This window comes from Mycobacterium sp. NGS61 (genome assembly GCF_059812325.1).
Genome location: NZ_JCALCL010000007.1, coordinates 136,476 through 150,758, shown reverse-complemented (window position 1 = coordinate 150,758; position 14,283 = coordinate 136,476). Strand labels below are relative to the sequence as shown.

At 65.7% G+C, this 14,283-nt stretch carries 14 protein-coding genes; 11 read left to right on the top strand and 3 right to left on the bottom strand.

The window, feature by feature from the left end:
• The first annotated feature begins 169 nt into the window (after positions 1 to 169).
• Positions 170 to 1,177, top strand: a complete 1,008-nt coding sequence (locus AC5Y3Z_RS16465) for a dihydrodipicolinate synthase family protein (protein WP_463826562.1) — start codon at positions 170 to 172, stop codon at positions 1,175 to 1,177.
• A 93-nt stretch (positions 1,178 to 1,270) separates the two neighbouring features.
• A complete protein-coding gene (locus AC5Y3Z_RS16460) occupies positions 1,271 to 1,543 on the top strand; it encodes a GlsB/YeaQ/YmgE family stress response membrane protein (RefSeq protein ID WP_463826561.1) in 273 nt (90 codons plus the stop codon).
• 21 nt (positions 1,544 to 1,564) lie between these two features.
• Here AC5Y3Z_RS16460 and AC5Y3Z_RS16455 read toward each other — a convergent pair whose 3' ends face one another.
• Positions 1,565 to 2,779 (bottom strand): CaiB/BaiF CoA transferase family protein, encoded by a 1,215-nt coding sequence (locus AC5Y3Z_RS16455; RefSeq protein ID WP_463826560.1) that lies wholly within the window; start codon positions 2,777 to 2,779, stop codon positions 1,565 to 1,567.
• A gap of 248 nt (positions 2,780 to 3,027) precedes the next feature.
• Between AC5Y3Z_RS16455 and AC5Y3Z_RS16450 the strand changes: the two genes are divergently transcribed.
• The 9 genes from AC5Y3Z_RS16450 (at position 3,028) to AC5Y3Z_RS16410 (ending at position 12,866) form a co-directional block, all read left to right on the top strand.
• Positions 3,028 to 4,353, top strand: a complete 1,326-nt coding sequence (locus tag AC5Y3Z_RS16450; RefSeq protein ID WP_473139694.1) for a flavin-containing monooxygenase — start codon at positions 3,028 to 3,030, stop codon at positions 4,351 to 4,353.
• The gene (locus AC5Y3Z_RS16445) at positions 4,350 to 4,976 is read left to right on the top strand and encodes a TetR/AcrR family transcriptional regulator (protein WP_463826558.1); all 627 of its coding nucleotides are present in this window, start codon (positions 4,350 to 4,352) and stop codon (positions 4,974 to 4,976) included. The genes AC5Y3Z_RS16450 and AC5Y3Z_RS16445 overlap by 4 nt, the downstream gene beginning before the upstream one ends.
• Before the next feature lie 10 nt (positions 4,977 to 4,986).
• The gene (locus tag AC5Y3Z_RS16440; protein WP_463826557.1) at positions 4,987 to 5,904 is read left to right on the top strand and encodes an alpha/beta hydrolase; all 918 of its coding nucleotides are present in this window, start codon (positions 4,987 to 4,989) and stop codon (positions 5,902 to 5,904) included.
• Positions 5,905 to 6,040: 136 nt separating this feature from the next.
• Positions 6,041 to 6,919, top strand: a complete 879-nt coding sequence (locus AC5Y3Z_RS16435) for an enoyl-CoA hydratase (protein WP_463826556.1) — start codon at positions 6,041 to 6,043, stop codon at positions 6,917 to 6,919.
• A 40-nt stretch (positions 6,920 to 6,959) separates the two neighbouring features.
• The gene (locus tag AC5Y3Z_RS16430) at positions 6,960 to 8,171 is read left to right on the top strand and encodes an amidohydrolase family protein (RefSeq protein ID WP_463826555.1); all 1,212 of its coding nucleotides are present in this window, start codon (positions 6,960 to 6,962) and stop codon (positions 8,169 to 8,171) included.
• 8 nt (positions 8,172 to 8,179) lie between these two features.
• Positions 8,180 to 9,796 (top strand): acyl-CoA synthetase, encoded by a 1,617-nt coding sequence (locus AC5Y3Z_RS16425; protein ID WP_463826554.1) that lies wholly within the window; start codon positions 8,180 to 8,182, stop codon positions 9,794 to 9,796.
• Between the two features lie 77 nt (positions 9,797 to 9,873).
• Positions 9,874 to 10,644, top strand: coding sequence for an amidohydrolase family protein (locus AC5Y3Z_RS16420; protein WP_463826800.1), 771 nt, complete (start codon positions 9,874 to 9,876; stop codon positions 10,642 to 10,644).
• Positions 10,631 to 11,668 carry an acyl-CoA dehydrogenase family protein gene (locus AC5Y3Z_RS16415; RefSeq protein ID WP_463826553.1) on the top strand — a complete coding sequence of 346 codons (1,038 nt, stop codon included), beginning with the start codon at positions 10,631 to 10,633 and terminating at the stop codon, positions 11,666 to 11,668. The genes AC5Y3Z_RS16420 and AC5Y3Z_RS16415 overlap by 14 nt, the downstream gene beginning before the upstream one ends.
• Positions 11,669 to 11,672: 4 nt before the next feature.
• Entirely contained in the window at positions 11,673 to 12,866 is a 1,194-nt protein-coding gene (locus tag AC5Y3Z_RS16410) for an acyl-CoA dehydrogenase family protein (protein ID WP_463826552.1), read from the top strand.
• A gap of 6 nt (positions 12,867 to 12,872) precedes the next feature.
• On the opposite strand, the gene AC5Y3Z_RS16405 is transcribed toward AC5Y3Z_RS16410, so the two are convergent.
• Entirely contained in the window at positions 12,873 to 13,121 is a 249-nt protein-coding gene (locus AC5Y3Z_RS16405; protein ID WP_463826551.1) for a hypothetical protein, read from the bottom strand.
• A 44-nt stretch (positions 13,122 to 13,165) separates the two neighbouring features.
• Positions 13,166 to 14,233, bottom strand: coding sequence for a YihY/virulence factor BrkB family protein (locus tag AC5Y3Z_RS16400; protein ID WP_463826550.1), 1,068 nt, complete (start codon positions 14,231 to 14,233; stop codon positions 13,166 to 13,168).
• Positions 14,234 to 14,283 lie beyond the last annotated feature (50 nt).

Sequence of the window (14,283 nt, the reverse complement as noted above, 5' to 3'; positions counted from 1 at the left end):
ACAACCTTACCGGTGACCATCGGTAATGCTCGATTCCTGCCTCTGTTCGTCTGCTACTGTAATCCCTATCGTAGGCATTGTGGTAACACGTTTCCGGAAGCCGTTCTGAGGTTGCGCTCGGCACGGGAACCAAGGCCGGCCACGAGGGTTCGGACCAGAGGAGTGCGCGGTGGCGACGGCTGCTGAAGCGCGCGCGTGGGCGCGCGAAGCTCTGCGCGGGATCGGCAACTCGCTGTACACGCCGTTCTGCGGCACCGACGGCGACGACATCGACTGGGATGCCTACCGCACGTTGGTGCGGTACTGCGTCGGTGACCTCGGGCACCCGATGTTGTGGTGTACCAGTGGGATCGCCGAGTTCTGGGCACTGACCATCGACGAGCGCAAGCGTTTGCTCGAGGTGGCCATCGAGGAGGCTCGCAGCATCAACCCGGACGTCGTCGTCCAGGCGTGCACGGCGGCGATCACCGCCAAGGACAGTCTGGAGCTGACTCTGCACGCACAGCAGGCGGGCGCCGACATCGCCTATCTGCAAACGCCGATGATGGAAGTGCACGGCGGCGCCGGGGTGCTTCGATACTTCAAGTACATCGCCGCGCGGACCGACATCGCGCTGGGCATGTTCAACTCGCCGTCGTCGGGCTATGTGCTGACCCCGGCCGAAGGCGCGCGGATTTTCGACGAGATACCGGCGGTCTGCGCCACCAAGGAGGGCGCGTTCCGGCCGGCGGCCAGTCGGCGGCTGCACGAACTGGCCCCCCAACTGGTGTTGTGGGAATGCGACAAGACGGTATACCGCGCGGGCTGGCTACGCGACGGGATCGTCTGCCCGGCGCAGCTGGGCACCGCGGGCTATCTGTACGAAACTCCGTCGCGGCGAATCTTTTCCGAGTACTGGGATCTGATCCAGAGCGGCCGACTCGTGGCGGCCATGGACTATGCGCGAGAATCCGGCCTGGACCAATTCGAACTCGATATGGCGTCGTGGTTCACCTGCTACCCGGGACGACCCGACTACTTCACCCACTGGGGCGGCGGATTCAAATACGCCGCCGGCCTGCTGGGCCTGCCAATCGGTGCGTATCCGCATTCGCGTCCGCCACAGGTGGAATTGCCGCCCGAGGCCAAGGTCCAGATGCAGGCCGCCTACCGCCGGCTCGGCCTCGTCGACGCATGAGCCGAACGCAGACTGCGATTATCGGCCCGAGAAGCGGGCATACCCCTCACATCGGGTGCGGCGCGACCCGGGCCGGTAACGGAAGGGATGGAAATGCTTACTTTGGGCATCATCGGCTGGATCATCATCGGCGGCTTGGCCGGGTGGATCGGCAGCAAGATCATGGGCACCGACGCCCAGATGGGGGTGGTCCTCAACATCGTGGTCGGGATCGTCGGGGGACTGCTGGGCGGCTTCCTGCTGCGCGGATTCGGAGTCGACGTGCAGGGCGGCGGACTGCTGTTCTCGTTCGGTACCTGCCTGCTGGGCGCGGTGATCCTGCTGGCCATCGGCAAGCTGATCACCCGGGGACGCGTGTCGCGGTAGCGCCTCCGGACGCGGCAGTACTCAGGCGATGGCGCCTGCGTCCTTAAGTTCGGCGATGCAGTCCCAGTCCATGCCGAGTTCCATCAGCACAAGCTCGGTGTGCTCGGCGGCCTGCGGGGCTCGGGTGGTGACCAGCGGTTCGTGGTTGAACTGCACCGGTCCGCGGACGACTCGGAAAGGCGCGCCGCCGCTGGCGAGTTCGACTTCGGCGATCATGTCGTTGGCCAGGGCCTGCTCGTCCTCGGCCAGATCGATGAGGCTCTGGAAGGGCGCCCACTGACCCTTCATCGTCTTCAGGTGTTGCCGCCAGTAGTCGAAAGGTTTGGCGGCGAACGCTTCGGCGATCAATTCCGCTGCCGCATTGGCATTCTGGATCAGCGGCAGCACCTCGGCGAAGCGCGGATCCTGGGCGGCGTCCGGGATACCGAGGTGGGTGAAGGTGTCCTCGATCAAACCGGTCGGACTGATGATGCAGAGGTTGATGGTGCCGCCGTCGGAAGTCTGGTAGTTGCCCATGAACGGATTCACCAGCAGCGCTTCGGTCCCCGGCATCGGCGTGCGCATCACCTCGCCGGCTTCCATGCCCTGGGTCACGCTGGCGCCCGCCGCCCACCAGGCGGTGCTCAGCAACGACACATCCAGTTCCAGGGCCTCGCCGGTGCGTTCGCGATGCAGTAGGGCGGCGGAGATGCCGCCGGCGATGAACATGCCACCGATGGAGTCGCCGAAGGCCGGAATCCCTTGCGACAGTGGAGCGCCCAGCTCGGCCGGTGTCAATGCGTGACCCACGCCGCTGCGTGTCCAGAACACCGTTCCGTCAAATCCGCCGACGTCACGTTCAGCGCCCTTGTCGCCGTATGCCGTGCCGCGCGCGTAGACGATGTTCGGATTCACCGCGCGGATGTGTTCCACGTCGAACTTGTTCTTCTGCCGCACCCGGGGCATGTAGTTGGTGAGGAACACGTCCGATGCCTTGGCCAGTTCGTATATCACCTCCTGGCCGCCCGGCGTGGACACGTCGATCCCGACGCTGCGCTTGCCCCGATTCGGGTGCTCCATCAACGGGTGCCGCTCCGGGTCGACCTGGATGCCGCCCATGTTGACGAAGCCGCGTTGGGTGTCACCGCGGAGCGGATGTTCGACCTTGATGACGTCGGCGCCCCAGTCCGCGAGGATGGCTCCCGCGGCGGGGACGAACGTGAACTGCGCGACCTCCAGGACCCTAAAGCCCTGCATTACCTTGATCATTGGCAACCTCGATGTTGACTCTGTGGCGACGAACGCCATCGGTAGCGCGGGTCGCTGACGTCGGCAACCGGGCTGAGGTCGTCGACGTGGCAGGGCACCTCAAAAGCGTACTGCACATCCGCCGTGCGCTGTACTGTTGGAGCAACAGTATCACCGCGGTTCGCGCCGGGTGACACCGTATTGACAGTTGTCAGAATTCATTGACTCACGTCAAAAACCGGTGTTAACCTCCCGGGATGACGACCCGTCCCCGCACCGCGGTCATCGGCGCCGGCATCAGCGGCCTGACAGCCGGCAAGATGCTCAAGGACTACGGGGTGCCCTACACGACCTTCGAGTTGTCGGACCGGATCGGCGGCAACTGGGCGTTCGGCAACCCCAACGGCCACAGCAGCGCCTACCGGTCGCTGCACATCGATACCTCCAAACACCGGTTGTCGTTCAAGGACTTTCCGGTGCCGGAGAATTTCCCGGCCTTTCCGCACCACTCCGACATCAAGACCTATCTGGACTCCTATGCGCAGACGTTCGGGCTGCTCGAGCACATCGAGTTCAACAACGGTGTCGAACACGCCCGTCCGGTCGGGGACGGGTGGGAGATCCGCGATCAATCCGGCGCGACCCGTGAGTTCGACCTGCTCGTCGTCGGCAACGGACACCACTGGGATCCGCGAACGGCGGATTTCCCGGGAACTTTCAGCGGCGAGACGATCCACTCGCACCATTACATCGACCCGCATACGCCGCTGGAGTTGACCGGCAAACGCATCCTGGTAGTGGGCATCGGAAACAGCGCCGCCGACATCGCCGTCGAGTTGTCCTCGCGGACACTGCAAAACACGGTGACCTTGTCGACGCGATCCAGCGCGTGGATCGTGCCCAAGTACCTCGCCGGCCAACCCGGTGACAAGTTCTTCCGGACCACGCCCTACCTGCCGTTGTCCTGGCAGCGCAAGATGGCGCAGCTGATGGCCCCGATGCTGGGCATCGATCCGACCCTCTACGGACTTCCGCCGGCGAACCACAAACTGTTCGAGGCGCACCCCACCCAGTCGGTGGAACTGCCGCTGCGGCTCGGCTCCGGCGACATCACACCCAAACCCAATGTGGCTCGACTCGACGGTGACACAGTGCATTTCGACGATGGCACCAGCGGGGCCTTCGACGTGATCGTCTACGCGACGGGTTACAACATCACCTTCCCGTTCTTCGACGCCGACTTCATCAGTGCGCCGGGCAACGACATCCGGCTCTACAAGCGGATGTTCAAGCCGGGCGTGCCGAACCTGGTCTTCATCGGCTTCGCTCAAGCGATTCCGACGCTGTTCCCGTTCGTCGAATGCCAGTCGCGGCTGCTGGCCGCCTACGCCGTCGGACGCTACGCTCTGCCGTCGGTGGCCGAGATGGAACGGGTGATCGACGCCGATCAGCGGCTGTACACCGGTCACTGCGTCGACCGTCCCCGCCACACCCAACAAGTGGATTACTTCTACTACGAACACGATCTGCGGGCCCGCGAGATCCCGGCCGGACTCAAGCGGGCTGTCGGCGCTGCGCTGTGACCAGGGCACGCACCGACCGCCGGGCCGTGCAGCGCGGCGATCAGCGGCGCGAGGCCATCCTGGACGCGCTCGAAATCACTTTGCAGCAACGTGATTTCGACGATGTGAACATCGCCGAGGTGGCGGCGCGTGCGGGCGTCACCCGGTCGGCCTTCTATTTCTACTTCGAGAACAAGGCCATAGCCGTCGCCGCGTTGATGGAGCGCATGGTCGACGACACCATGTTCGTCAACGACATCTTCACCAGCAGCGACCGCTCCCCGCAGGACCGGGTGCGCGGCATGCTCGAGGGGTTGTTCGACACCTGGGAACGCCATCGGTTCATGTTCAAAGCGGCGCTGCAGGCCCGGGGTCGCAGCGCCGCGGGACGGGAGATGTGGGACCAAGCCCGTGCGTCGTTCGTGGCGTCGGTGGCCGGCATGATCGGCAGTGAACGCGCGGCCGGTACCGCACCGGACGGGATCGATGCGACGGTGTTGGCGACCGTGCTGCTCGAGGTCAACGACAGACTGCTGGAACGGATGACCCTGGGTTGCCCGCTGTCCCGGACCGAACTGCTGGACGGCGCAGCCGCGATCTGGCTGGGCGCCGTCTACGGAATCGTTGCGAAAACCGACCACTGAGGAGCACGACATGAGCTATCGGGAACTGGCCTTCCAGTCACACGGATCAGCCTGCAGCGCATGGCATTTCACCGGCGATGCCGCCGCCGGGCGCCCGGTGGTGGTGATGGCACACGGGTTCGGCGGAACCAAGGACTCGGGTCTGCAACCCTTTGCGGAAAAGCTCAGCGGCGCCGGCTTCGGCGTGCTGGCCTTCGACTACCGGGGCTTCGGCGGATCCGAAGGGCAGCCGCGGCAGTCTATTTCGATCGAACGGCAGGAGCAGGACTACGCAGCGGCCGTCGAGTTCGCCAAGACGCTGCCCGACGTGAACCCTGAAAAGGTGGTGCTGTGGGGGGTATCGATGTCAGGCGGGCAGGTGCTGCGGGTCGCTGCCGGTCGCGACGACATCGCCGCCGTGATCGCGATGACGCCGCTGACCGATCCGCTGGCCACCAGCCGTGCGGTGCTCAAGCAATACACCCTCACAACGGCCCTGCGGGCGACCGTCGATGGTGCCCGCAGCCGTTGGGCCGTGGCGCGCGGACGGCCACCGGTGTTGATGAAACTGACGTCGCGCCCGGGCGAGCATGGTGCGCTGTCCCTGGACGGGGCGTACGAGAACTACCTGTCGATCGCCGGACCGTCCTGGCGCAACGAGGTGGATTCCGCCGTCGGATTCGAGCTGGCCAAGATCAGGACCAAGGCCGCAGCCAAGCGGCTGCGGTCCGAGCTGCTGATCCAGATCGCCGACTTCGACCGCTTCGTGCCCGCTGCCTCGGTCGCGCGCACCGCCGTGCACGGTCGGGCGCAGGTGCATCACTACCCGTGCGACCACTTCGACGTGTGGCCGGGCCACCCGTGGTTCGAGCAGGCCTCGAGAGACCAGATCGGCTTCTTGACCAGGGTGCTGGGACCGGTCGCTGCGAGGTCCGCCGAGGTCGGGTGAGCGGGCCGCTGATCAGGCATTTGACGGCCGGATGCCGCCCGGGAGCCACGTTGCAGAAAGATGTACCGATAGGTATACAGTATGTACTACTCGGTCATCCTCGGGCGGCCGGCAGACGATGAAGGGATGGCTCCGAATGAGCACCGACGGCAGCGTGGTCGCGGAGCGGCCGACCGCGTCGAGCGAGGCGGTGCTCTACCGGATCTCCGCTGCCGGCGTAGCCGTCATCACGCTCAACCAGCCGAAGCGGATGAACGCCTGGGGCCAGCCGATGATGTCGATGTTCTACCGCTACTTCGAAGCCGCGGAAGCCGACCCGGCCGTTCGGGTCATCGTGCTGACCGGCAACGGGCGGGCGTTCTGCGCCGGGGCGGACATGGGTGGCCTCGATTCGATCTCGTCGACGACGGTCGGCTCCGCGAGTAAGACCGATATCAGTGCGTTGGTCGCCGAGAAACACCCGTATTTCCTCACCCAGCTGCGCAAGCCGGTGATCGCGGCGATCAACGGGTCGGTTGCCGGCATCGGACTGTCGCTGGCCCTGATGGCCGACGTCCGTTTCGCCGCCGCGGGTGCGAAGTTCACCACGGCGTTCGCGCGCCGCGGGCTGGTCGCCGAGTACGGCATCTCCTGGATTCTGCCGCGACTGGTCGGCTGGGGTGCGGCCACCGACCTGCTGCTGTCCGGCCGGACCTTCCTCGCCGAGGAAGCGGCCGAGCTCGGACTGGTCAAGGAGGTGGTGGCCCGCGAGCAGTTGCTGGACCGCGCGCTGGCCTACGCCGAAGACATGGCCCGCAATTGCGCGCCCAGTTCGCTGGCCGCGATGAAACAGCAGCTCTACGCCGACGCGGGCCTGCCCATCGTCGAGACCAGCAACAGAGCCGAGCAGCTGATGCACGAGTCCATGACACGCCCCGACTTCATCGAGGGCATCACCGCGTTCTTCGAAAAGCGCGCACCGAACTTCCCGTCGCTGCCGTCGCCCCAGGAGGTCCCCGAAGGTGGCGACACATGAGGGGAACCAATGACTTCGAGGACAAGGGAGGACGTCGACGATGAGCACGTTGGACTACCAGGCGATTGACGTCGACAATCACTACTACGAGCCGATCGACTCGTTCACCCGCTACCTGCCCAAGGAATTCAAGCGCCGCGGTGTGCAGATGCTCAGCGACGGCAAGCGCACCTGGGCGGTGATCGGCGAGCGGATCAACCAGTTCATCCCGAACCCGACCTTCGATCCGATCATCGAACCGGGCTGCCTGGATCTGTTGTTCCGTGGCGAAATCCCCGAGGGCGTCGACCCCGCCTCGTTGATGAAGGTGGATCGGATGGCCAACCATCCCGAGTACCAGAACCGGGACGCCCGGATCAAGGTGATGGACAACCAGAACCTCGAAACCGTGTTCATGCTGCCGACTTTCGCGTGTGGGGTGGAGGAGGCCCTCAAACACGACATCCCGGCAACGATGGCATCGGTGCGGGCCTTCAACCTGTGGCTGGACGACGACTGGGGTTTCGACCGGCCCGATCACCGGATCATCTCGGCGCCGATCATCTCGCTGGCCGATCCCGAAAAGGCGGTCGAGGAAGTCGATTTCGTACTCGGTAAGGGCGCCAGGATGGTGCTGGTCCGGCCCGCTCCGGTGCCCGGCCTGGTCAAGCCCCGCTCACTGGGGGATCCGCTGCACGATCCGGTGTGGGCGCGGCTCGCCGAAGCGGGCGTCCCGGTGGGGTTCCACCTCAGCGACAGCGGCTACCTGGCGATCAATGCGCTGTGGGGCGGCAAGGCCACTTTCGAGGGTTTCGGCAAGAAGGACCCGTTGGATCAGGTGCTGCTCGACGATCGGGCGATCCACGACACGATGGCGTCGATGATTGTGCACCAGGTCTTCACCCGTCATCCCAAGTTGAAGGTCGCCAGCATCGAGAACGGTTCGTACTTCGTCTACCGGCTGATCAAGCGCCTGAAGAAGGCTGCCAACACCGCGCCGTACCACTTCAAGGAAGACCCGGTGGAGCAACTGCGCAACAACGTCTGGATCGCACCGTACTACGAGGACGACGTCAAACTGCTCGCCGAGACGATCGGTGTGGACAAGATCCTGTTCGGCTCGGACTGGCCGCACGGGGAGGGGCTGGCCGACCCGATGGCCTTCACCGCCGACATCCCGCAGTTCCCGGAGTTCAGTGCAGAGGACACCCGCAAAGTCATGCGCGACAACGCACTTGACTTGCTGAACGCGAACGTCCCGGCGTCGGTGTAACACGCCTGATGAGCGAATGGACGATCGGAGCGGTGCTCGATGCGGTCGCCGAGGCCGTGCCGGACCGGTTGATGACGATCTGTGGCTCCCGCCGCAGCACCTTCGCGCAATCCGCGGAGCGCACCCGTCGTCTCGCTAACTATCTGGCGGACAACGGTTTCGGCGCTCATGCCGAGCGTGACGCGCTGGGCAACTGGGAGTGCGGACAGGACCGGGTGGCATTGATCATGCACAACGACCTGTACCCCGACATGGTGATCGCCTGTCTGAAGGCGCGGGTGGTGCCGGTCAACGTCAATCACTACTACACCCCGCGCGAAGTCGCCGACCTGCTTGACTACGTCAAGCCGCGGGGTGTGATCTACCACCGCGCGCTGGGTGCGAAGTTCGCCGATGTGCTGGCAGGGATCGATCTGTTGATCTCGGTCGACGACGGTAGCGACGGCTCCGAGCTGGCCGCTGCCGTCACGCTGGAAGATGCCGTGGCACAAGGCGATTGCGATCATTCCAATACGCCGTCACCGGACGACCTGCTGATGATCTGCACCGGCGGCACCACGGGGCGACCCAAGGGTGTGTTGTGGCGACAGGCCGACATGTACGTGGCCTCGATGAACGGCGCCGACCACGCGGACGTCACCGAGATCCGCCAGCGGGTACAGAACGCCGGCGCGCCGTGGTTCGCGGTGTCGCCGCTGATGCACGCCGCCGGATTGTGGACGGCGTTCTCGGCGGTGCTGAACGGGCAGACCGTCGTGCTGTATGACACCCGCCAGAAGTTCGACCCGGCAACGGTGCTCGAGACCGCCGAGCGGGAGAAGGTCGGCCTGATGACGATGGTGGGCGATGCCTACGCCGCACCCCTGGTCGACGAACTGGGCCGCCGCGACTACGACCTGTCCGCTCTGTTCGCCATCGGCACCGGCGGGGCGGCCACCAATGTCAAACATCAGCAGGCGCTGCTGAAGTACTTGCCGCACATCACGATTATCAACGGCTACGGTTCTTCGGAGACGGGCAACATGGGTTACGGGCACAGCCGGTCGGGCACCCAGGCCGACACCTTCGCCATCCGCCCCGGTGGTCTGGTGCTCTCGGAGGACTACCGCCGATTCCTGGACCCGGGCGACTCGCAGATCGGCTGGGTGGCCCGCAGCGGTCGTATTCCGTTGGGCTACTTCGACGACGAGGCCGCGACCACCAAGACATTCCCGGTGGTGAACGGGCAGCGGGTGGTCATCTCGGGGGACCGTGCATCGGTGGACGCCGACGGCACGCTGCGCCTGTTCGGCCGGGATTCGTTGGTGGTCAACACCGGTGGCGAGAAGGTGTTCGTCGAAGAGGTCGAGGAGGTGCTGCGCGCGCACGCTGCTGTCGCCGATGCACTGGTGGTGGGGCGGGACAGCGAACGGTGGGGCCAGGAAGTGGTGGCCCTGGTCGAGTTGCGGGCGGATGCCCAGCCAGACAGCGATGCGTTGCGTGCGCACTGCGCGGCGGAGCTGGCCCGGTTCAAGGTGCCCAAGGCGTTCGTCGCGGTGGACAAGGTGCGCCGGCTGGGCAACGGCAAAGCCGACTACCGGTGGGCCAAGAGCGAAGCCGCACAGACCGCGAGGACCGGCCAGTGACGTCATCAAACGCCCGCCGAGTCATCGACTGCCTGGTCAACGTGCACTTCGGTGAGACCGAGAAGCAGCCGGAATTCATGAAGCGGGTCCGCGACGACTACTTCAAGGGACCCGCGTCGATGTTCGACCCGGTGGATCTCGCCGAACTACTCGACGAGATGGACGAGCACGGGGTGCGCAAGGCGATCCTGATGGACAACCTCGCCAAGCCCTCGATCACCGCCCGCAAGTTCGCCGCAGACCGCCCGGACCGGTTCGCACTGGCCTTGGGCGGGGTCAACCTGCTGCGCCCGGTGGCGTCATTGCGGGAGCTGACCGCGATGGTGGCGGACCTTCCGGTCGCCTACACCGTTGTGGGACCGAGCTTCTGGGCCGACGGCCAGTACCCGCCCAGTGACGCGGTCTACTATCCGCTGTACGCCAAATGCGCCGAGATCGAGTTGCCGTTGTGCGTCAACACGGGCCTACCGGGCCCGCCGATCCCCGGCGAGGTGCAGAACCCGATCCACCTGGACCGGGTGTGCGTGCGGTTCCCGGAATTGAAGCTGTGCATGATCCACGGTGCCGATCCCTGGTGGGACGTGGCGATCCGGATGTTGATCAAGTATCGCAACTTGCGGCTGATGACGTCGGCCTGGTCCCCGAAGCGGTTGCCGGACAGCCTTATCCACTTCATGCGCACCCGGGGACGGGACAAGGTCATCTTCGCCTCCGACTGGCCGGTGCTGCGTCAGCACCGGGTGGTGCCGGAGGCCAACGCCCTCGACCTTCCCGCGGATGTGCTGGACAACTACCTCTACAACAACGCCAACGAGTTCTTTTTCAGGAGTGCCGATGGACCGCTATGAACTGCGCCGGGTTGACTACAGCCTGACCGACGACCATAAGGCGCTACAGGCCGCCTACCGGCAGTTGCTGGACACCCACTGCCCGATCGAAACAGTATGGGCCGCACAGGAAACCGGGTTCGAAAAAAGCCTATGGGAGCGGTTGTGCGCTATGGGTGCCACGTCGATGGCGGTGGGGGAGGACGCCGGTGGGGACGGTGCGACGCTGGTGGACCTCGCGCTGGTCGCCGAGGAACTCGGCCGGGCGCTGGCGCCGGTGCCCTGGATCGACCACGTCTGTGCCGTGCGGCTGGCCGAACGCCTCGGCGCGGTCGAGGGTGATGCCGTCGAGGGCAGCCGGATCATCGGGCTGGACGTGACGTCGGAAACCGTTGCAGAGCAACGACTTATCGCCTCAGCGGCTATCGCCGACGCGCTGGTCGTCGCCGACGGGGACGAGGTGGTGCTACTCGAATTCGCCACCCGGCCCGCGCGGGTGCCCAACCTGGGACAATTGCCGATGGCCTGGGTGGACCCCGGTGCGGCCGATTCGCGCACGGTACTGGGTTCGGGCCCGGAGGCGGTCGCAGCCTACCGGCGCGCGGTCGACGAGTGGCGGGTGTTGACCGCCGCGGCCCTGACCGGCCTGATCGAGCAGACCATGACGATCGCCGCGGAATTCGCCAAGTCGCGCTACACGCTCGGCGTGCCGATCTCGACGCTGCAGGCCATCTCCCATCCACTGGCCAACATGGCGATCGTCGTGCAGGGTGGCCGCAACCTGGCCCGGCGTGCCGCCTGGTACCTGGACAACGAGCCCGAGGTGCGTCCGGAACTGCCCGGGTGCGCGTTCGTGTTCATGGCTGAGGAGGCGCCCAAGGCGGCGACCATGGCGGTACACATCCAGGGCGGGCTCGGGGTCTCCGTCGAGGCCGCGGCAACAGCGTATCTGGTCCGGGCAAGGGGCTGGGCGCTGGCCGGTGGCGATCCCGGCTTGGCGGCCAAGCATGTCGGTGTGCTCGTCGCTGAGCGAGAGAGCGCCTAGAACAATGGATTTCGCATTGGTCGAACTGGACGACGACGACAAAGCATTCCTGGCCGAGGTGCGTAACTTTCTCGCCGAGCATGTCACCGACGAGGTTCGCCGCCGCGACCGCGACACTGGTGACAACTTCGACGAAGGCGTCCACCTGGCGATCGGAGCCGCCGGTTACCTGGAAAAGGAGTGGACGCCGTCTACCCAGGGTGGCTTCAGCCGGGTGCGGCGACGCATCTGGGAGCTGGAGAAGCGCCGGGTGCATACGCCGTGGGTGACGTGGGGGACCACCGCGATGGTGGCGCGGGCAGTCGCGGCGTTCGGAAAACCCGAACTCGTCGAAGAGGTGATGCCCAAGGTCTTCAGCGGAGAAGTGCGGATGTGCCTGGGCTACACCGAACCCGAAGGCGGATCCGACGTCGCCACGTGCAAGACGCGCGCGGTGCGGGACGGCGATCAATGGGTCATTAACGGGTCCAAGATGTTCACCACCGGCGCGCACAACTGCCAGTACGTGTTCCTGATCACCAATACCGACCCGGACGCGCGGAAACACAAGAGCCTGACCATGTTTCTGGTGCCGCTCGACCTGCCGGGCATTGAAATCCAGGGCATCCGCACCGTCGACGGAGACCGGACCAACATCGTGTACTACAGCGATGTCCGGGTCGACGACAAATACCTGCTCGGTGAGGTCAACGGCGGCTGGACCGTGTTGCGCGGACCGTTGGATGCCGAGCACGGAGCGGTGTCGGCGGCGCCGGACGGGCTGCAGGACGTCGCGATCATGGCGCACCAGAGCGGGTTCATGTCCGCCGCGGTCGACGCTGTCGCGGCCCGGGTAGGCCAACCGGGACCGGACGGGTCCCGCCGGGTGGACGACGGATCGGTGGCCTTCCGGCTCGGGCGCAGCGCCGCCCGGCTGGAAGCGGCGCTGTCGACACCGGGTATCTTCGGCCGGGTCGCGCAGGCGCAGACCATGCGTGACATCGGAACCGATCTGATGGACATCGCCGGTCCCGCCTCGGTACTGCCGATCGAGACCGACGGCGCCGCCGACAACGGGACGTCCGAATATCTCTACCGATTCGCCCCGCTGGCCGGGATCTACGGCGGCACGTTGGAGGTGTTCCGCAACATGATCGCCCAGCACGTGCTGGGACTCGGCAAGCCGAACTATTCGCCGCCGGCCACCAAGGTGTCCTGAGGTCCCTCAGGCGTGCGAGGTCGGACTCTGCGGAGACTCCCACTTCGCGGCCAGCGATCTCTTGACCGTGGTGCCCGCCGCCAGTTCGAGCTGGAAGGTTTCACCGCTGTCGCCCTCGAGCGTGACGACGTATCCCTCATCGGTGGCGTCCTTGAACACCACTTTGCACGTCTGCTCACCCGTAGCGCGCACGAGCGCAATGAGATCGCCGGGGGAGACGTCATCGATTCGGTCGTTTCCGGAGATTTCAGCCATGTTCCCGACGCTAGTCGATGGGTCGGATGCCGACTGAGTAGGGCTCAGTCGCGTCTGCCCCGGGTACGGCGTAACCACCGGCCGCGTTTGATGTCCTTTTCCTCGGCGGCCTCGTTCTTCTCGACGACGCGGGTGTCGCGCGGTGGCAACTGCAGTTCGCGCTCGGCGGCGATGCCGGCCTGCAGTTGCCGGCCCCGCTCCAGTTCGGCGTCGAGTTCGGCGCCGAACAACAGCGCCAGGTTGGTGATCCACAGCCAGAGCAGGAACACGATGACGCCGCCCAGCGTGCCATAGGTCCGGTCGTAGCTGCCGAAACGGCTTACGTAGCAACCGAATCCGACGGAAGCGGCGGACCACACCACGATCGCGACCCCCGCGCCGATGCTGAGCCAGCGAAACTTCGGTTGCTGCACATTGGGTGTCGCGTAGTAGAGGATCGCGACCACCAGCGTCACGATCGCCAGCATCGCCGGCCATTTCAGGACGGCCCAGGCGGTCCGCGCGGCACTTCCCAACCCGGTCGCGTTGCCCACCGCCTCGGTGACCGGCCCGCTGACCACGAGCATGACGGCCACCGCCGCGGCCAGCACCAGGCCCGCCAACGTCAGTACCAACTGCAGCGGCCGCAACTTCCACACCGGGCGCCCCTCGGCGATCTCGTACACGCGGTTCATCGCCCGACCGAACGCACCGACATATCCCGACGCCGACCACAGCGCCGCGAGTGCGCTGATGATCAGCGCGAAACCGGCGGACGGGTTGTCGACCACCTGCGCGATGGGTTGACGCAGCATGTCGACCGCCGACGCGGGGGCCAGGCCCGCGACCACCTCGAGCAGCGCGTCGGTGGTGCGGCGTCCCTCACCGAAGACGCCGAGCAGCGAGACCATCACCAGTAACGCCGGAAAAACCGACAACACGGCGTAGTAGGTGAGTGCGGCCGCCAGGTCCAGGCATTGGTCTTTGCGGAACTCGTACCCGGTCTTACGCAGCACGAACAGCCACGAGGCCTTGGTCAGGTCGTCCGGCGACTGCGGCTTGCTCGGATCGTCGGGATCGAGCGCCCGTTTGCGTTTGTCGCTCGGCGCTTCGTCGGTGTCGGATCGGGCCATATCTTCCGGTTCCCGCCGGCGCACTGATTCACACCCCGCGGCGGCCCCCG